Consider the following 18,567-nt stretch of genomic DNA (forward strand, 5'->3'; position numbering starts at 1 on the left):
TCATCAAGAGAACTGTAAAAGATGACGGATAATGATAACAATCGGACTGTCCCAAACGCGCTCCCGGTCGGGTATCGCTTCAACGAGTTTGAAATTAAAGAGGTGATCGGCGGCGGCGGGTTCGGCATCGTCTATCGCGCGTGGGATCATCAGCTCGAACGCACTATCGCTATCAAAGAATTTATGCCTGCCTCGCTCGCCGTGCGCGGCGACGATATGACGCTGGTACTGCGCAGCGAACGTTTTGGCAAAGCGTTTTCCGCCGGCCTGAACAGCTTCATTCAGGAAGCCCGCCTGCTGGCGCGCTTCAACCACCCGAACCTGCTTCACGTGCTGCGTTTCTGGGTGCAAAACGATACGGCCTATATGGGAACGCTGTTCTATAGCGGTACCACGCTCTCCCGTCTGCGCGAACAAAAGCCGGAGCTGATTAACGAAGCCTGGATCCGTCGTATGCTGCCCATGCTGTTCGGTGCCATTAAGACAATTCATGACGAAGGCTATCTGCACCGCGACATCTCTCTGGATAACATCCAGATTCAGGACAACGGCCTGCCGGTTCTGCTCGATTTCGGCTCTGCGCGCCGCACCATTGGTAATCTCTCTGATGAGACGGAAACCATGCTGCGCCCGGGCTTTGCGCCGATCGAGCAGTACACTGACGACAACGAAAGCGAGCAGGGCCCGTGGACGGATATTTATGCCCTCGGCGCCGTGCTGCATACCCTGATTGTCGGCTCACCGCCGCCGGTCAGCGTGGTGCGCTCAATTCAGGACACCTGCAAACCGCTGGTGGAACTGCAGCCACAGGGCTATTCCCTCTCGCTGTTGCAGGCCATCGACCGGGCGCTGGCGTTGCACATGGAAGACCGACCGCAGTCCATCGATGAATTCGCGGCGCTGATTGAGATGCCGGTAGCGGGTATCGACGATGTATTGAGCGCGAAAAAACCGGGCACGATGTTGGTACCGGTAGAGGAAGAGGCACCGGCTTCTGCACTGGACTGGCACCGGTACAAAATCCCGGCAATGGTTGCCGCGGGCGTGCTGGTTGGCGTCGTCGCCGGAGCGATGCTGTTTAGCGGTGGCGACCATGATGCGCCAGAGCAGGCGGCGCAGGCCCCTGCTGAGACACGCCCCGTTGAAACCGCATCGAACGCGCCGGATGTGAAACCGGAAACGGCGAAAGCCAGTGAACAGACTGCACCGACTGCGACAGCGCAACCGGCCACCCCGCCGGTGGATGCCAGCCCGGTTGCACTGGTCTATATCCGTATTCTTGACGGTGAGACCCTGAAAGTGAACGGTGAGCCAAAAACACTGCGTCCGGCAAATAACGGTTATGCATCGCTCAAGCTACCTGCGGGCGAGGCCAGAATTGAACTGCAGGGCAACGGGAAAACGCGTACCCAGACGCTGGATATCGCGAAGCCTGGCACCTGGCTGGTGAATCCGTAAGTAAGGTAAGCAGGGACTGGTAACAGGACGGAGCGAATGTATAACCTCAAGTTTGTCTATCTTTTCAGCGAGAATGTCTCGCCAGCGCTTTTCGCGAAAATTATCCGCCCGTCCGTAGCCGGGCAGTGGATAATGTCAGTTCCCGACAATTCGCTGCGCTCGCTGTTTACGCGTTACGATTTGCTGCATTCCATCACCGGGGCGAATCCCTATCAGTCAGGACGCGATACCCGTAAGCTGATCGTGCAGGATCTCGATATCGGCAGGATCGTTGCCATCGACGAGAGTTTCCGTAACTGGTCATCGGTAACGGAGATATTTTATATCAATGCCGATGGCCGACTGCAGGCGGCCTCGCTTACCGGTCTGGGCTGGTATCCGGTAAGCACAATCGTCGATCGCTACGAAACCATGGTGCGAACCTACGGTGCCCGTCCTGCGCCGACGGTACTGCCGAAGCAGGTGGTGAAATCCAAAGCGGCACAGGTGCCGGATGAGGCCACGCCGGGCAAAGACGGTAAAACCTATGCTTCGCAGCTACAGCAGATGACCAAGGCGGAACGCTGGCAGGCGCGTAAGGATCTGATCGCGAAGGGCAGCAACAGCCTTTACCCGGATGCGCAGATCGCCGCTAAACGACTGGCGGCGAATAATATTGCGGTGGAGAAAGCGAAGCTTGCTGAGAATGTTTATAAGACAGTGAATCCGCTGGAGACAACGCCGGGGGTGCCAGAGGGCTGGAAGGATATCAGTAATGATGACGCGCTACTGGGCAAGTATGGTTTGAACAAATCGATGCTCTTTGACGATGACACTTCTCCCAATTTTCTGGCGCGTGTCTATCAACCGAAGCCGGAAGTGTTCGGTACTGATATGAACCCTACTGTGGTGTTCCGTGGGTCGCGTGAGCCGGGCTTTGCATCATTCTCTGATAATGTTTACTCCTTGGTGACAAAAGGGGAACTGGCTCCGGTACAAAACGGTGCTGACTGGTCGAATAACTTTTCCCAGGGTATGGGGATGGCTTCAGAGTATTATAAAAAGGCTGTGAGTATCGGTAAGGAGCTGGCAAGGTCAGGTCAGAATATTGATATTGCCGGACATTCGCTGGGTGGCGGGCTGGCCTCTGCAACCTCCATGGCTAGTGGGAAAGCGGGATGGACATTCAATGCCTCGGGCCTTAACGCCGGTACGGTAGAAAAATACGGCGGCAAGATATTAGGCAGTACGGATAATATCCAGGCGTATCGTGTTGATGGTGAACTGCTGACCAGGATTCAGGAAGTTAACCCTTGGGAAGATCTGAAAATGATGAAAGGGCATGTCCCTTCGTGGATCCTCAAAGAGGAAATATCTGCGCTGAGTCCTAATGCTGCGGGAATACCCCACGATCTTGCTGGTGGAACCGGAAGCGCGCTGGATCGCCATGGGATTAATCAGGCGATTGATTGCATTGAGCAACAGAAGGATGAGGATATTTCGATAATCGGGAGTCGGTTGTGAAAAAACGTTTGATGGCTTTCGTGGCGTTATGTTTTTTAATCATGATTCAGGGGTGTAAGCAGGATATGGAACTCAATCCACAGGATTACTTCAGCGGTCAGCAGCTTGAACTGGCGAAATCGATTGAAGAAGGCAATGTCGATGTGGTGAAGACGCTTGCACCAGACAGCGACCTTAACAAACCCGGAAAGCAGGATATGACCCTGCTTTTCTGGGCCCTGGGCAACGCAATTAATGATAAAAAAACATTACCCCATTTGCAGATCATTACGTTGCTTGTTAAGGCTGGCGCAGATCCGCTCCAGCCTCGACCCCAGGGAAAAAGCAGTCCTGCTGAATTCGCCCTGAAGGGGGACAGTGCTGACTGGATCAACGCGATGCTGGACGGTGGTCTTTCACCCAATGTGAAAGATAAAGTTTTCCACGAACCAATCATCTTCCAGTCGATTAAAGCGAAAAATACAGAGACGCTGGAAGCAATGCTCAATAGTGGTGCTGACGTAAATTCAACCAATTCACTGGGTAAAACGCTGGTGTTTGATGCGTTGGATAATCAGTCATACGATCATGTTTTATTACTGCTCGATCGTGGCGCGGATCCGTCAATTAAGGCTAAAAATGGCTGGTCGATGAGCAATGCGCTTGCGGATGCGCTGAGTGGGCTTGAACAAGGCAGTGAGCAATACGAAAAATTAAACGAGATAAAAGAGAAACTCATCCAGAAGGGGGGTAAATGGCCTCCTCAACCCTCTAAATAATTATTTAATCTCCATTAAAACAACAGAGTGCTTTTCGAGCCAGGGACCAAATTTGAGGTTACTGAGCGTGTTGATTCTGGTAGTAAAAATGCGCTTACGTATAAGGAATTATAATGATTGATCTGCACTCTGATTTAGGTACAACACGAACGTATCGCCAGAATGGCAGGTGAATTATTCGACAGGGCTCCTGAAGATACTTTCTTGTAATTGTTTTCATATTTGGATAGTGAGGGTTGAGCTGGCCGTAATTTCCGCTCAGGCAGATGGCGGGATTAATGGTTATTGCTGAGTGTGTTGCCCTTTAGACAAAAGATTAAAGAGGATAAATGGGAAATATTGTAATGCATTGGTTTTTCTTTATTTTCTTTATGATTTGGACACTAGCGCTTATCTGGAATGGAAAAGATTTTTTTAACAAGAAAAAGTGGCTCCTGGCGGGGATGATGTTGGTTCTGGTGTTAGTAACCACAGTTGTCATTGGCTTTACGTTTAAATGGCTTTCTCAGTCGATGTCATTGTTTTCTATCGCAACGGCCAAACAATATTCGATCATTTTTTCTATGTCTTTTCTGTGCGTATGGGGTTTAAAGGTCACAGTTGTGCTGCTCTGTACTGTTTTCTCGGGGATTCTGAGGGGGCACAAAAGCTACAATGTGGAAAATTATGAAAAAATATCGTCTATATCACGCATCGTCGCGCCTGGCTTACTTATCGTTGCTAAAAGCTTAATTTCCCTCGGAAGCGCCCTTATGTTTTCGGGTCTTTGGCTAAAGTAAGCACAATGATTAAGGTTGCATAACGGATACCGTTGTTTCTACTGTTATCGCAACCACGTCTCCGCTTTGCGTCATGCCCTTGACCCGACCCGATACGGATGCGTGCATTGACCACAGCAGGCAGCTCGGTTAAATGGTTACGGTGATCATCCTCACGCAACCCGCCGTGGCGCCAATTGTTAGTGTGTGACTGTCATAGTCGGGCGAGCGAATAAGGAGCATCGGATTCAATGAAGTTTCTCGGGTTTATTATTTTTTCATTGGTCGCTCTTACCTATATCTGGAATGGCAAAGATAATTTTAATAAAAAAGAATGGGTAGTTTTTTTCGTAAAATTATCTTTTATTTTAGTCGGCACTTTTATTCTGGTTTTCGTGTTGATCGGATTGCGGGGAATTTTCCCCTCGATGACAAAAGAAGATGGTGAGTTGGTACTAATCGTTATTCCGCCTTCGTTTGTCACACTGTTATTGGCTAAGTTTTTCGTCATTATGATTTGCACAATATTTGAAACTATAATGCGTTTTTATCAGCGATATAACACGGAGCAAAATTATTCGATTTTGTCATCGCTGGCAAACAGATATAGCCCTGGATTGCTTTTGCTGGCGAAATGCCTGTCATCATTTGGTTGCATTCTTATATTCTATGGTATCTGGCTAGCCTCCGCAGCCTAAGTGAAGAGACATTATAAACACTTAGAACAACTATCCGTTTCCCATAGCCTCCGCTACCAGTAACGAAGATCTTGAGGCGAACGACTGGAAATGGCTGTACACCATAACTGACAAGGTAATACTTCATTACCAGGTGATATTGCCCATGCGTGTTAAGCCAGCAGATTTGACTCCACCACACATTACTGAAGTCGGCTTGACGAATGAGAGGGGTTATCCATCTCCGGGAGTAACACTGTGGACGTGCTGGGGAAATTTCATCGCTGCGGAAGAGATGTGTGCATTATATCAATGATTTATTTTTAGCATGGGGAAAGTATGGTGCCATGCGTAGGGTGTATTTTTAATTAGTTAATTAATTGTTCCATATTAAATGATAGGTTCCTCGACAATTTCCCCAGGTGATTTTTCATCTGCCTGGTTACATGTAATAGTAAATGACTTTTTTCATTTATCCGTTTTTTATTATCTTCTCCAGCATAAAACCATTACGGAATAAAGATTATGCTCAACCGAATTACCGTTCAGCTCCCGGTGGAGGGGCTTCTGTTCTGGAAACTCACAGGTCGCGAGGCGATGTCCGAGTCGTTCGCCCTGACGCTGACCCTGCTTGGCACGGATGCGCGCATTGACCGCAGCAAACTGCTGGGTCAGCCGGTCACGGTGACCATCCCGACGCAGAGCCTGCTGGCGCCCCGCTATATCAATGGAAAAATCACCCGCGTGGCGGTGAGTGCCGTCGAGCTGACGGGCACCCGCTATGCGGTGTACCAGCTGACGGTGGAGCCGGACCTGTGGCCGATGAAGCGCGACCGTAACCTGCGTATCTTCCAGGGTCAGACGGTGCCGCAGATTGTGAAAACCCTGCTGGGTGAACATCAGGTTAACGTAGAAGATAAGCTCACCGGGAGCTACAGGGTGTGGGACTACTGCGTGCAGTATCAGGAGTCGAGCCTGGACTTCATCAGCCGTCTGATGGAGCTGGAGGGGATTGCGTATCACTTCAGCCACGAGGCGGACAAGCACACGCTGGTGCTCACCGACGCCGCCACGCAGCACCAGCCGTTCAGCGGCTACGAAGTCATTCCTTACCACCAGACGCCGTCAGGCGGCAGTACGGATGAAGAAGGCATCAGCCAGTGGGCGCTGGAGGACAGCGTCACCCCGGGGATTTACAGCCTCGATGACTACGACTTCCGCAAGCCGAACGCGTGGCTGTTCCAGGCGCAGCAGAACCCGGCGTCACCGAAACCGGGCAGTATCGACGTGTACGACTGGCCGGGACGGTTTGTTGAGACCGGGCATGCGGAGTTCTACGCCCGTATCCGTCAGGAGCGCTGGCAGGTGGAGCACCAGCAGATTCAGGCGACGGCCACGGCCGCGGGTATTGCACCGGGACACACCTTCACCCTGACTAACGCCCCGTTCTTCAGTGATAACGGTGACTATCTGGTCACGGCGGCGGGTTACCATTTCGAGGAGAACCGCTACGCGAGCGGCGAGGGGGAAACCCTTCACCGCACTGATTTCGCGGTCATCCCGGCGTCGGTGTCATACCGTCCGGCGCAGAGCACGGCGTGGCCGCGCACCTACGGCCCGCAGACGGCAAAGGTTGTGGGACCAAACGGGGAGAGTATCTGGACGGACAAATATGGCCGCGTGAAGGTGAAATTCCACTGGGACCGTCTGGCGAAGGGGGATGACACCAGCTCCTGCTGGGTGCGTGTGTCGAGCGCCTGGGCGGGTCAGGGGTACGGCGGGGTGCAAATTCCGCGGGTCGGCGATGAGGTGGTGGTGGACTTTATCAACGGTGACCCGGACCGTCCGATTATCACCGGGCGGGTGTATAACGAAGCAAGCATGCCGCCGTGGGCGCTGCCGGCGGCGGCCACGCAGATGGGTTTTATGAGCCGCACGAAGGATGGCTCCGTGGATAATGCCAATGCCCTGCGCTTTGAGGACAAGGCGGGCGCAGAGCAGGTGTGGATCCAGGCTGAGCGCAACATGGACACCAGCATTAAGAACGATGAAACGCACAGCGTCGGTGGCGAGCGCAGCCATTATGTGAAGAAAAATGAGCTGCATCGGGTGGAAGCGAATCAGATCCAGGCGGTGAAAGGCGGAACAGAGATCCTGACGGGCAAAGGCAAGCTGGATGCGGCGGTGGAGCAATATGTCATTGCTTCCGGTACGAAGCTACGGCTGGTCTCTGGTGAAAGCGCAATTGAACTGAACGCTAACGGCAAGATTAACCTCATCGGCAAAGAGTTTAATTTCTTCGTTGAAGGGGATGGTCATATCACCACCGGCGGTAAGCTGCACCTGAATACGTCTGGCACACAACCGGGCACCACGGCGCCGGGTTCCGGGCATAAAGGGGATATTGATGCGGCGGTGCAGGAGAAATTTACGACGCCGGAAGAGTAACCGTTTTCAGTCTGCCGCCGGGTTGTCTATGGCGGCATGTAAATCCCTTCAGCAATTTGAGACACGAGTTCAGCGATGAAATATACCCTCCAGGAAGGTTCCTTCTCCCTTTTTCCTGCCGCGTGGCAGGATAACAGTATGAACATTATTCGCGACGACGAAAGCGGGTTGTCCGTGGTGGTCAGTCGCGGCGTTATTCCGGATGGCAGCGACTATGAGAAAGAGTTTCACCGCCAGTGGGAACTACTACGTCCGCAGATGGGCGAGATTGCCCAAAGCGCATTCCAGGGCGTAAAGGTCGGGCCTGACGGAAAAATTAACGCGCTGGAAGTCGAGACGACTTTTGACAGTAACGGACAGCGCATTTGGCAAAAACAGCTGGCCGTACAAACGCCGGGCAAGCCGGTGTTGATGATTTTTACCCTCTCGGCGCTCAGAGCATTCACCGCAGAGGATGAGGGGCGCTGGAGCGCGCTTAAGCAGAGTCTGACGCTAAACGACAACCGGAATGTGTAAGGCATGAGCGATAACAACGCGGCCCGTCAGGGCGACGAGATCATTCACTCCAGCATTTTTGCGGATATCACCAGTATTGTGGCGGAAGGTGCGGCCTATGCCGTTATCGGCGCTGCCGTAGGCGCGGCGGCAACCGTTGCTGCTCCGCTGCTGGGGGCGGGTGCCGCCGCCGCGGGCGTGGCGGCTATTGGATCCAGCTGTCTGTTAAGTGGGATCATTGGCGGCGTACTGGCAAACGTGGCAGGTATAACTGACGATATCAGCAACGCCGCCGAAGGCTTAGGCAACGCGCTGTTCCCGCCGTCGCCAGCGGGCAAAATTACCACCGGGTCTGATAACGTTCTGACGAACGCGATTCCCGCTGCACGAGCGGCCGGGACGCTGACGCCCGCCGACACACCGTCACCTGAACCACAGTCTCCGGTCAGCTTTGCCGATTATGCCGGCATGCTGCTTTCCGCCGCTGGACAGTTTGGCAGCGAGATGTGGCAGCCGAGCGTGGCTTCTGCCGCCGCGGGAACCTCGCCGCTGGAAGAAGACAAGGTGGCGTGCGAAAAGCACTCCGGGCCGCAGTATCTGGCGGAAGGCTCTAAAAGCGTCTTCATTAACGGGCAGCCCGCGGTACGTGCAAAAGATCGCACCACCTGCGAGGGCACCGTTTCCGACGATGTCTCCCCGAATGTGATCATCGGCGGGGACACGCTCACGGTCCGCGATATCAAAAGCGGTAAAACGCCGGGTCTGGCGCTGGGGATGATTGCGCTCTCCCTGCTGCGCGGACGTCCGGGTAAAATCCTGAAAAATATGCCCTGTGCACTGGCGGCAGCCGGCGGTGGCATGCTGGCCGATATGGCCGTTAATGCTGTGTTTGGCTCCTCGCACCCGGTACATGCTGCAACCGGCGTGAAGGTGCTGAATGATGACGATGAACTCGATTTCTCGTTGCCGGGGCGCTTCCCGCTGCGCTGGCAGCGCAGCTACAACAGCCTGACCACCCGTGAAGGGCTGTTTGGTCTGGGTTGGGCGACAACCTTTGACAGCTATCTGACGCTCGAAGAGAACAACGCGACCTGGTTCGACGAAACCGGTCGTGAGCTAAGCTTTGAGCTGCCGCCCGTCGATCGCGCGTTTTACAGCATCAGCGAAGGCATCATCATCCGCCGCAATGAGAGCGGCGACGTGGCGATTGCCGACGATGACGGCGCGGTATGGCGTCTGTATAAACCGACCCGGGCGAATCCCACCATCCTGCGTCTGGCCTCCCTCAGCGACGAATACGGTAACGCGCTGCTGACGGAGTGGGATGAACACGGCAGGCTGGTCAATCTTCACGATGAGCCACGGGCGATTGATGTCACCCTGCGCTATGAAGATGAGCGTTTCCCGCAGCGCGCCACCTCTGCCAGCCATTTTGACGGCAACCGTACCTGGCCGCTGATGCAATGGGGTTACGATGCGCGCGGCCAGCTGGCGAGCGTGACGGATGCCTCTGGCGTAGTGACGCGTGAATACCGCTATAACGACCACGGCCTGATGGTCTGGCACCGACTGCCGGGCGGGCTGGAGAGCGAATACCGCTGGCAAAAATTCGACCACTGGCGCGTCGTGGAAAACCGTACCAGCACCGGCGACGGCTGCCGCTTCACCTACGATTTAGCCGCCGGGTTGACGACCGTCGAGCACTACGATGGCCAGACGCGTAAGCACTACTGGAACGCGCAAAATCTGATTGTCCGTTACGTTGACGAGCGCGGTGAAAACTGGCGCTATGAGTGGGATGACAACGAACTTCTGACCCGTCGCATCGATCCGCTCGGTAACGCCGTCACCTTCGTCTACGACGAAATGGGCAACCGGGTGCAGGAAATCGACGCCGACGGCAATACCCGCACCACCACCTGGCTGGAACACCGCGCGCTGCCGTCAGCCATCATTGAAGCCGACGGCAGTGCGACCCGTTTCTGGTACGACGAACATCACGGGCTGAAGCGTGTGGTAGACCCGATGGGGCAGACAACATTGCTGCGCCGGGACGAGTTTGGTCAGGTCGTTGAAGAAGTTGATGCCGCGGGAAACAGTCGCTACCAGGAGTACAACGAGGCCGGGAAGGTCATTCGTGCCACAGACTGTTCAGGACGTATAACCCGCTATACCTATCATCCGCTGGGCTGGTTAACGACTGAGATCGGCGCTGACGGCGAAGAGACGCGCTATCGCTACGATGCCGCAGGGCGTCCGGTGCAACTCGATCGACCGGAAGGCTGGACAGAGTCGCTCGCATGGAACGAACGCGGCCTGCCGGTGACGCATGCGGGCGCTGATGGCAAAGAAAGTGAGTTTAAATACGACGAGGCAGGACGATTAACCGCTACGCGTAATACTCAGGGTGAAGAGGTCCGTCGCCGCTGGGACAGCCGCGGGCGACTGATTGCCCTGGAAAATGAAAACGGCGAAGCGTACCAGTTCCGCTGGGGCGCGGACTCGCTGCTGCTGGAAGAGGTGGGGCTCGATGGCGTGGCCTCACAGTATCGCTATGACGCATGCGGGCGTACGATAGCGCGCACGTTTGCCGCCGGTCATCCGGAAGCCATCACCCATGCCTTCGCCTGGAGCGCCAGTGGCCAACTGGTTGCCCGCACCACGCCGGAAGGGCAGACCCGTTATCACTACACACCGTCAGGTTTGCTGAGTCGTATTGGACTTCATCCGGCACTTTCCGTTGACGCCTGGAGTGCAGAGGCAGAACAGGAACTTGCCTTTGACTATGACGCCCTGGGGCGTGTCACGCGTGAAGTGGGCGAGCACGGTGAGCTGACATGGGAGTATGATGCTCTCGGCAACCGCACCTCCGTCACGCTGCCCGATGGCCGCGAGCTGAAGCAGTTTTACTACGGCAGCGGGCATCTGCTCAGCATTGCTCTCGATAAGCTGTCGGTCTCCGATTTTACCCGCGATGAACTCCACCGGGAGACCAGCCGCACTCAGGGGCTGCTGACCACCCGTAGCGAATACGATCGTCTTGGGCGACTGCATCGCCGGGACGTCTTTACCGGCAATGCCCAGCGCCCGTCGCCGCGCCGCTGGTCCCGCCGCTGGGATTACGACTACCGCAATAACCTGGTGCGGGAAGAGCGGGACGATAACCCGTTCAGCTGGTACCGCTGGCAGTACGACAGCGCCGGGCGTCTGCTGATTCAGGACGGCACGCTGCCCGGCCAGGAACAGTGGCGCTGGGATGCTGCCGGTAACCCGCTGGAAGGTTCTGCTGAGAAGGTCACGCACAACCGCCTGACGCAGCTGAACGGCATTCGCTGGCGCTATGATATCCACGGCCGCACCGTGGAGAAAGATAATGGCCAGACCCGCTGGCACTACCGCTACGACGGTGAGCACCGTCTGACGGAAGTCATCAGCCAGCCGCGGGACCGTAACAAACCGCAGACGCAGGTCAGCTTCCGCTACGATCCGCTTGGGCGACGCATCAGCAAAACGCGTCGCCACATGCTGGGCGGACAGCCAACCGGCAAGCCGGTCACCACCCGGTTTGTCTGGGAAGGGTTCCGTCTGCTGCAGGAAGTGCACGGGGACGTGCCACTGACCTACGTCTACAGCGATCAGGACAGCTACGACCCGCTGGCACGCATTGATGGCGTAGATGCCCCGGAGATCTTCTGGTTCCACTGTCAGCCGAACGGCACGCCGGAGCGGATGACGGATATCGAAGGGCAGGTGCGCTGGGAAGGGGTGAACAGCGCCTGGGGCAAGCTGCTGCGGGAAAGCGAGACGCAAGTATCAGGATATTCTCAGAACCTGCGGATGCAGGGGCAATACCTGGACCGTGAGACAGGGCTGCACTACAATCTGTTCCGGTATTACGACCCGGACTGCGGGCGGTTTACGCAGCAGGACCCGATAGGGCTGGCGGGGGGGATAAACCTTTACCAGTATGCGCCGAATGCGCTGGGGTGGGTGGATCCGTGGGGGTTGACCCCTGACGATCTCATTCGTTACCGCCCACATGATTCTCTTTCTGCTCAAGGTGGAGCTAGAAGTTCTGCTATTTCTAGGGCATGGGTGCAAGAAAAAGCCTTACTGCAGAATGGTGGAGTTGGCACAAGGAATTGGACAGCGCAAGAGAGGGATTTAATTTTGAAGACTCCCAACAAGAGCCTTACCTCTGTGATGTCACGGGCAGGCTATACTGGACATCATATCAATTCGGTAGAAGGCAATGGTACACTTGGTTCTAAATGGCAAGGTGATCCGAGGAACATTGTTTTCTTGAAAAATCATAACCATCCCGACAAGTTCAATGAGCATGTCCATGGTGATCAAGGACATAGAGGGAATACTAAGAACTCGACGCGTGGGCGCTTAATCGATAGAGAAAGAACACTAAAATCCAGACAACGATGTAAGCAATTATAGGGGGAAAGATGAATATAAAAAATGCAGTCCAAGATCTTGTTATCAAATTCAAAATGAATGATTTGAATATGGGAGATATAGACTATACAGACGATGAAATTGAAACTTCTTTTCCCGTGAATTTAAATGGGGAGCTTCAGTTTTTTTATCGTCATTTGATTTTAAATGACCGACCAACCTTTGATGGTACCTTCTATTTACAGGTCATTGAGTCCCAAGATCTCAATGAAATATTATCAGGTTGGCGAGTTCAAAACGATACGGCTTGGCACGATGAATATATAATCTTTGCTGAAAGAAATGGTGACGTTCTTTTTTGTGACACCCGAAATATAACATCTCCTGTTTATGGTAGTATTCAAAAACGAAACTTTATCATTTCCGGTTCCTTAGCTGACTTTTTGGATGTTTTTTGTTCTGCCATTGAGATAGAGCAAAGTAAATATGATGGTGATGGAACAGATGATGATTTTAATTTCAGAGAGGATTTTCTGGAAGATGTCGATTTTATGCTTAAAAGCAAACTAAAGGATGTTGAGGTAGAAGGGTTTAAGCAATTCTTTTTTGGTTAATCTTTTATTTTTTAATATTAAAAATTGCATTTTCCTAGAGGCCTTCTTGCTTCAAAAAGTATTCATGGCTCATGTCAGCTTTTATATTGGTGAGGAGGGTTCTTTGCGATTCACAATCAATAAACACATGGAAATGGGTTGCGATAAATTTGATGAAAAAAGAGTTACATCTCTTATAGGAAAAGGAAACGAGTTTCATGATGATAAAAAATATACTGAGGCTTTAGAGCAATACCAAAAAGCCTGGCAAGCTCTTCCTGAGCCGAAGCTCGAATGGGAAATTGCCAACTGGATCTCTGCATGCATGTACAGCGCATATTTTGATCTGGCGGATTATGCTGAGGCAAAGACATGGGGTGAGACGACATTACGTACATGTGGATCGGATGTAGACACTGCACCCTTAATCGATCTCGGCATGGTCTGTTATGAGCTGAACCAATTTGAGGAAGCGTATAAATATTTTAACGATGCTTATCACTACGGCAAAGAGCGTGCGTTTCAGGATAGACCTATAAAATACATTGAATTTTATTTGCGCAAAGGAACATGAGTACATCGCTATTTACCTTTTTAAGGTGGCTTGAATAAATATGTTCCATATAATTGCTTAAGGAGTATGATTACTACTTTATTAATCTCATGAATAACTTCAAAAAATGTGAAAAAAAGATTGGACGTGCAGATATCTATAAAACGGAAAGTAAATTATCTATTACCCTTCCGGATGATTTCGTATTACATTATCTGGAATTTAATGGTGGCACTCCTGAGAAAAGTTGGTGGGACGGTGATGAAGGTTTTGAGCCAGTAGAGGTAGCAGGTTTTAAACCGTTTGTTTATAATACTCAGACAAATGATGATCCTAGGTCTTTAATTGACGGTTGCTATATTAGCATGTTGGATAGGGAAGTGATTCCTAGGAACCTGCTTCCTTTCGCAAATGATTGGGGAGGGAATTTCTTTTGTCTGAATTTAGATAATTATTCAATTGTATATTTTGCCACAGATTCTTTTGATGAAGATTTGACTATGCAAGAGAATCATATAAAACTTCAAAGATATCTGATAAATTCATTCTCCAACTTTGTTGAGAGGTTGGTAACAGAAGAGAGTCTTCCTTAAAGAATAATTAATAAGTTTGCGACTTATTTAATTCTGCTGCTGTGAAGTCTATTTTTATGAAATTCTGTAGCAAGCCATAAAGTTCTAGTTAAAAACTAAAAATCCAACGTATTTTTCCCTTTAATTAACAATTACCATCTTTGGTCATGAGTTTGTTATTTCTCAGAAATAGTAACTACCTTTTAGGACCAATTAGTGTTCAAACGAAAAATAGGTTGAAAATGAAATAACCTCAAACCCTAAGCTTGAAATTAACAATCCTCCATATGGAATTCAATGGGATCATGAATGGGGACGAATTGTTGTACAGTCTAATGAAAAAAGCTTCGACTGTGGAATTTATATCGAATGGAATGTTTGACTAAATGAAGTTATCAATTAATAAAATCCCCCCATTTGCTTATCACCTAACCTGTCTATTAATGGAGTTAAAGGTTTAGATAAAGTGAAAATAACAAATCGACTGAAAAAGAAGTTATTAGTACTAGATGGCATTGACAATGATTTCATAGAGTATGGAAAGGAACTAGAATGCCCTGAATGCGAAGGTGTAATAATATATTCCATAGTAAATTCATATGGTTTTGACTCGCTCACCGAAGAGGTAAAATGCTTTCTTGTTAAGAAAATGAGAGGTGTGAAGTATCTTAGTGAAGCTAATAAATATAGCTATGATGAAAGCCAATTGTATGTTTCGAAAAACACATGTCAAAACTGTTTAAAAGACTTTTCAACTGTTTTTACGTATAAAGAAGTTCAGCCAGCCCGGTACCGTGTATATCTTGTGGGGTTTTTTGAAGGTGACTTGAAACAGATCAAACAATGAAATTTTAGGTTTACCTATGATTGAAAATCTTAATTGTATTAAAGAAAATGATCTGCTTGAATGGACGCATGGTGAAAGTAACACACTGATTACTTTGCCATTTTTAGACTGTGCAATGATAGATTCAACACGACAATTAGTCTTTGCGTTAAGCGAACCAAAGCCATTACCAACCGTTTTGACAATTTTCAATGCTCGGGGCGAAAAGCTGTTGTCGTCTGCACCTCCTGAAGACGCTATTTTCTACTACTTAACATTCAATCTTTCAAAGGAAGTGGTCGTCGTCTGTAGTTATGCAGTACAACAGAATGGCTGGTATGATTGGTTTTATTCCTACGATATGAAGCGTAACGCGTTTTCTCGATCGGGCCCTGCGTATTAAGCTCGACAGTGCCAAAAAATGATAACAATAACCGGTGGGGTCATTCTCGCTTAATGTGAGAGTCTTGCCTCGCTTGAAGAGTGTTTATGCGAGGATCCTTTTCTGACGCTAAAGCTTGCGACTGTTGAAATCATACCTTTTGAACCCAGTATGAAGACAGAACTCCTGGAAAATGTGTTTTGACCCCGTAAGGAAATCAAACGTTAAACAAGAGTTCATCACATCGCCATCTTTAACAATGTAATCTTTCCCTTCCGCACGCATCTTGCCTGCTTCTTCGCGCCTTGTTCATCCTGCTCTCAATAAGCTGTCGGTCTAAGATTTTAGCCGCGACGAACTTCACCGTGAGATCAGCCGCACCCAGGGGCTGCTGACCACCTGTCCGTCTTGGCCGACTGCATCGCCGCTGGGATTACGATTACCGTAATAACCTGGTACGGGAAGAGCGGGATGATAACCCGTTCAGCTGGTACCGCTGGCAATACGACAGCGCCGGGCCGTTTGCTTGTTCAGGACGGCACGTTGCCTGGCCAGGAGCAGTGGCGCTGGGATGCTGCCGGTAACCCGCTGGAAGGTTCTACTGAGAAGGTCACGCACAACCGCCTGACGCAGCTGAACGGCATTCGCTGGCATTATGACGTCCACGGCCGCACCGTGGAGAAGGATAACGGCCAGACCCGCTGGCACTACCGCTACGACGGTGTCTGACGGAAGTCATCAGCCAGCCGCGGGACCGCAACAAACCTCAGACGCAGGTCAGCTTCCGCTACGATCCACTCGGGCGACGCATCAGCAAAACGCGACGCCAGATGCTGGGCGGACAGCCGACCGGCAAGCCGGAGCGGACGGATAGCGAAGGGCAGGTGCGCTGGGAAGCGGTGAACAGCGCCTGGGGCAAGCTGTTGCGGGAAAGCGAGACGCAGTTATCAGGATATTCCCAGAACCTGCGGATGCAGGGGCAATACCTTTACCAGTATGCGCCGAATGCGCTGGGGTGGGTGGATCCGTGGGGGTTGAAATGCAAGTCTACGGAAGATGGTCCGATTTTAGGTCCTCATGGAAGTTTAAAAATGACTTACGCCCTGGACAATCACATCACTTAAATCAGGATGCTGCATTCCGTGATATTATTCCTACTAATAGTGGAGCAGCGATAAAATTAGAAGGTAATGCGTTCACTCAACCAGGTACTCCACATTATGAAGCTCATAAATCTTTAGAGCAGTTTTGGAATCAATTTAGGAAAGGCGGAGCTTCATACCGAGAAATGTCTTCCAATCTCCAATATACTCAGGCATTGAAGCATTCACTGGAGGCTGCTGGTTTACCAGCAAATCAGGTGAAAGAAGCAGTCAGATATAGTATTCAAAATCGAATACAGCATGGTGCGCTTGGTGGTATGAACGTACCTGGGATCCCAGGAAGAATAAATCAGGTTAAATCATGAAAATATCCCCGTTAGCAATAGACAGGTTAAACAAAATTAATTGGTTTGTTAATCTTGGTGTGGCGACGACCCTCCCTGGGGTTATCCAGGTTCAGTCTCTTAGCTTATTTATAAAAGGCTTGAATAGCGATGAATGGGAAAGTGCCACATTGGAAGCAGGCAATGAAATAACAGGTTATCTCGCAAAGAAACATACTAACAATTATCAATATTGGAACTCTTTGGTCAAAGAGGCTAAGAAAGTGGTGGAGAATGATATTATCCCAAAAATAATCTTCCCAGAGTCTGAGAAAAGCTCAATGATTGAGAACTTAAAATGGGATCTGGTGAATTACTTGCTTGAAGATGCGTATAGTTCTTTACTACGAGAGCCGTTCTTTTTTAACGGATTGATTAATGTTTATGAAGCTGGTCATATGCCTTGTGGATGGTCAGGAACTTGGCCTGCGGGAAAACTAGTTATCTATTGATAGATTCGCAATAAAAAAATCCACGCCAAAGCGTGGATTTTTTTCATTCAAAATAAATCAAACGTTAAACAGGAAGTTCATCACATCGCCATCTTTAACGATGTAATCTTTCCCTTCCGCACGCATCTTGCCTGCTTCTTTCGCGCCTTGCTCACCCTTGTAGGTGATAAAGTCTTCAAACGCGATAGTCTGCGCACGAATGAAGCCTTTCTCGAAGTCGGTGTGGATCTTACCGGCCGCCTGAGGCGCAGTCGCACCCACAGGAATGGTCCACGCACGCACTTCTTTCACGCCAGCGGTGAAGTAGGTCTGCAGGTTCAGCAGCTCATAGCCTGCGCGGATCACGCGGTTCAGGCCCGGCTCTTCCAGACCCAGCTCGGCCATGAATTCGTCACGGTCAGCGTCGTCCAACTCTGCAATGTCGGATTCCACGGCAGCGCAAACCGCTACAACCACTGAACCTTCAGCCGCCGCGATTTCACGCACTTTGTCCAGGTATGGGTTGTTCTCGAAACCGTCTTCGTTAACGTTGGCAATGTACATAGTTGGCTTCAGAGTCAGGAAGCTCAGGTATTTGATTGCCGCCTTGTCTTCTTCCGTCAGGTTTTTCAGCGCGCGCAGCATGCCCGCGTTTTCCAGCTGTGGCAGACATTTTTCCAGCGCAGCCAGTTCTGCTTTCGCGTCTTTGTCGCCACCTTTGGCTTTCTTCTGCACGCGGTGAATAGCGCGTTCACAGGTGTCGAGGTCAGACAGTGCCAGCTCGGTGTTGATCACCTCGATGTCGTCAGCCGGGTCCACTTTGTTGTTAACGTGGATGATGTTGTCGTTCTCGAAGCAACGCACAACGTGACCAATTGCTTCCGTTTCACGGATGTTGGTCAGGAACTGGTTACCGAGGCCTTCGCCTTTGGATGCACCTTTCACCAGGCCCGCGATGTCCACGAACTCCATGGTGGTCGGCAGAATGCGCTGCGGCTTCACGATTTCCGCGAGCTGGTCCAGACGCGGATCGGGCATTGGCACAACGCCGGTGTTCGGTTCGATGGTACAGAACGGGAAGTTCGCCGCTTCAATACCTGCTTTGGTGAGCGCGTTGAACAGGGTGGATTTGCCCACGTTTGGCAGACCGACGATACCGCATTTGAATCCCATTTCTAAATCACCTTAATATCTTGATAATCAATCCGTTAACGATAACC

At 51.0% G+C, this 18,567-nt stretch carries 16 protein-coding genes and 2 pseudogenes; 16 read left to right on the forward strand and 2 right to left on the reverse strand.

What is annotated here, in order from left to right; genetic code table 11:
• Positions 1-21 precede the first annotated feature (21 nt).
• The 13 genes from ACMVME_RS09640 to ACMVME_RS09700 all read left to right on the forward strand — a co-directional run bounded on the left by ACMVME_RS09640 (position 22) and on the right by ACMVME_RS09700 (position 15,451).
• A complete protein-coding gene (locus ACMVME_RS09640; protein WP_414743415.1) occupies positions 22-1,458 on the forward strand; it encodes a serine/threonine protein kinase in 1,437 nt (478 codons plus the stop codon).
• A gap of 36 nt (positions 1,459-1,494) precedes the next feature.
• A complete protein-coding gene (locus ACMVME_RS09645; protein ID WP_025203897.1) occupies positions 1,495-2,961 on the forward strand; it encodes a hypothetical protein in 1,467 nt (488 codons plus the stop codon).
• Positions 2,958-3,719, forward strand: a complete 762-nt coding sequence (locus tag ACMVME_RS09650; protein WP_074439206.1) for an ankyrin repeat domain-containing protein — start codon at positions 2,958-2,960, stop codon at positions 3,717-3,719. The genes ACMVME_RS09645 and ACMVME_RS09650 overlap by 4 nt, the downstream gene beginning before the upstream one ends.
• 329 nt (positions 3,720-4,048) lie before the next feature.
• Entirely contained in the window at positions 4,049-4,498 is a 450-nt protein-coding gene (locus tag ACMVME_RS09655) for a hypothetical protein (protein WP_414743416.1), read from the forward strand.
• A gap of 230 nt (positions 4,499-4,728) precedes the next feature.
• Positions 4,729-5,175, forward strand: coding sequence for a hypothetical protein (locus ACMVME_RS09660; RefSeq protein ID WP_068794713.1), 447 nt, complete (start codon positions 4,729-4,731; stop codon positions 5,173-5,175).
• Positions 5,176-5,679: 504 nt separating this feature from the next.
• Positions 5,680-7,602, forward strand: coding sequence for a type VI secretion system Vgr family protein (locus ACMVME_RS09665; RefSeq protein WP_068794712.1), 1,923 nt, complete (start codon positions 5,680-5,682; stop codon positions 7,600-7,602).
• Between the two features lie 75 nt (positions 7,603-7,677).
• Positions 7,678-8,118, forward strand: coding sequence for a DcrB-related protein (locus ACMVME_RS09670; RefSeq protein WP_050736953.1), 441 nt, complete (start codon positions 7,678-7,680; stop codon positions 8,116-8,118).
• 3 nt (positions 8,119-8,121) lie between these two features.
• Entirely contained in the window at positions 8,122-12,546 is a 4,425-nt protein-coding gene (locus tag ACMVME_RS09675) for an RHS repeat-associated core domain-containing protein (protein ID WP_139108114.1), read from the forward strand.
• 8 nt (positions 12,547-12,554) lie between these two features.
• Complete coding sequence (locus ACMVME_RS09680) at positions 12,555-13,118, forward strand: hypothetical protein (protein ID WP_047744809.1); 564 nt, start codon at positions 12,555-12,557, stop codon at positions 13,116-13,118.
• Positions 13,119-13,245: 127 nt separating this feature from the next.
• Entirely contained in the window at positions 13,246-13,671 is a 426-nt protein-coding gene (locus ACMVME_RS09685; protein ID WP_068794890.1) for a tetratricopeptide repeat protein, read from the forward strand.
• An 89-nt stretch (positions 13,672-13,760) separates the two neighbouring features.
• The gene (locus tag ACMVME_RS09690; RefSeq protein ID WP_068794711.1) at positions 13,761-14,243 is read left to right on the forward strand and encodes an SMI1/KNR4 family protein; all 483 of its coding nucleotides are present in this window, start codon (positions 13,761-13,763) and stop codon (positions 14,241-14,243) included.
• Positions 14,244-14,688: 445 nt separating this feature from the next.
• Positions 14,689-15,069 (forward strand): hypothetical protein, encoded by a 381-nt coding sequence (locus tag ACMVME_RS09695; RefSeq protein WP_068794710.1) that lies wholly within the window; start codon positions 14,689-14,691, stop codon positions 15,067-15,069.
• 16 nt (positions 15,070-15,085) lie between these two features.
• A complete protein-coding gene (locus ACMVME_RS09700) occupies positions 15,086-15,451 on the forward strand; it encodes a hypothetical protein (protein WP_072048406.1) in 366 nt (121 codons plus the stop codon).
• Positions 15,452-15,647: 196 nt separating this feature from the next.
• On the opposite strand, the pseudogene ACMVME_RS09705 reads toward ACMVME_RS09700, so the two are convergent.
• A pseudogene (locus tag ACMVME_RS09705) lies at positions 15,648-15,730 on the reverse strand (DUF933 domain-containing protein); the annotation flags it as partial.
• Here ACMVME_RS09705 and ACMVME_RS09710 point away from each other — a divergent pair.
• The 3 genes and pseudogenes from ACMVME_RS09710 to ACMVME_RS09720 all read left to right on the forward strand — a co-directional run.
• Positions 15,726-16,476, forward strand: a pseudogene (locus ACMVME_RS09710) (type IV secretion protein Rhs); the annotation flags it as partial. The pseudogenes ACMVME_RS09705 and ACMVME_RS09710 sit on opposite strands and share 5 nt — an antisense overlap.
• Positions 16,470-16,898: a type IV secretion protein Rhs gene (locus ACMVME_RS09715; RefSeq protein ID WP_139108113.1), complete on the forward strand. Its 429-nt coding sequence runs from the start codon at positions 16,470-16,472 to the stop codon at positions 16,896-16,898. The pseudogene ACMVME_RS09710 and the gene ACMVME_RS09715, both read left to right, overlap by 7 nt.
• Positions 16,895-17,368, forward strand: a complete 474-nt coding sequence (locus ACMVME_RS09720) for a hypothetical protein (protein WP_047955741.1) — start codon at positions 16,895-16,897, stop codon at positions 17,366-17,368. The genes ACMVME_RS09715 and ACMVME_RS09720 overlap by 4 nt, the downstream gene beginning before the upstream one ends.
• A gap of 57 nt (positions 17,369-17,425) precedes the next feature.
• On the opposite strand, the gene ychF is transcribed toward ACMVME_RS09720, so the two are convergent.
• Positions 17,426-18,520 carry a redox-regulated ATPase YchF gene (gene ychF, locus ACMVME_RS09725; protein WP_014170508.1) on the reverse strand — a complete coding sequence of 365 codons (1,095 nt, stop codon included), beginning with the start codon at positions 18,518-18,520 and terminating at the stop codon, positions 17,426-17,428.
• Positions 18,521-18,567: the final 47 nt, after the last annotated feature.

Source organism: Enterobacter cloacae complex sp. 2024EL-00711 (assembly GCF_047529885.1).
GTDB lineage: Bacteria > Pseudomonadota > Gammaproteobacteria > Enterobacterales > Enterobacteriaceae > Enterobacter > Enterobacter ludwigii.

Coding starts and splice junctions, on each gene's coding strand:
- ACMVME_RS09675 (WP_139108114.1), top strand. CDS start 8,122: ATGAGCGATAACAACGCGGCCCGTCAGGGCGACGAGATCATTCACTCC.
- ACMVME_RS09670 (WP_050736953.1), top strand. CDS start 7,678: ATGAAATATACCCTCCAGGAAGGTTCCTTCTCCCTTTTTCCTGCCGCG.
- ACMVME_RS09665 (WP_068794712.1), top strand. CDS start 5,680: ATGCTCAACCGAATTACCGTTCAGCTCCCGGTGGAGGGGCTTCTGTTC.
- ACMVME_RS09655 (WP_414743416.1), top strand. CDS start 4,049: ATGGGAAATATTGTAATGCATTGGTTTTTCTTTATTTTCTTTATGATT.
- ACMVME_RS09645 (WP_025203897.1), top strand. CDS start 1,495: ATGTATAACCTCAAGTTTGTCTATCTTTTCAGCGAGAATGTCTCGCCA.
- ACMVME_RS09660 (WP_068794713.1), top strand. CDS start 4,729: ATGAAGTTTCTCGGGTTTATTATTTTTTCATTGGTCGCTCTTACCTAT.
- ACMVME_RS09690 (WP_068794711.1), top strand. CDS start 13,761: ATGAATAACTTCAAAAAATGTGAAAAAAAGATTGGACGTGCAGATATC.
- ACMVME_RS09640 (WP_414743415.1), top strand. CDS start 22: ATGACGGATAATGATAACAATCGGACTGTCCCAAACGCGCTCCCGGTC.
- ACMVME_RS09700 (WP_072048406.1), top strand. CDS start 15,086: ATGATTGAAAATCTTAATTGTATTAAAGAAAATGATCTGCTTGAATGG.
- ACMVME_RS09720 (WP_047955741.1), top strand. CDS start 16,895: ATGAAAATATCCCCGTTAGCAATAGACAGGTTAAACAAAATTAATTGG.
- ACMVME_RS09680 (WP_047744809.1), top strand. CDS start 12,555: ATGAATATAAAAAATGCAGTCCAAGATCTTGTTATCAAATTCAAAATG.
- ACMVME_RS09715 (WP_139108113.1), top strand. CDS start 16,470: ATGCAAGTCTACGGAAGATGGTCCGATTTTAGGTCCTCATGGAAGTTT.
- ychF (WP_014170508.1), bottom strand. CDS start 18,520: ATGGGATTCAAATGCGGTATCGTCGGTCTGCCAAACGTGGGCAAATCC.
- ACMVME_RS09685 (WP_068794890.1), top strand. CDS start 13,246: ATGGAAATGGGTTGCGATAAATTTGATGAAAAAAGAGTTACATCTCTT.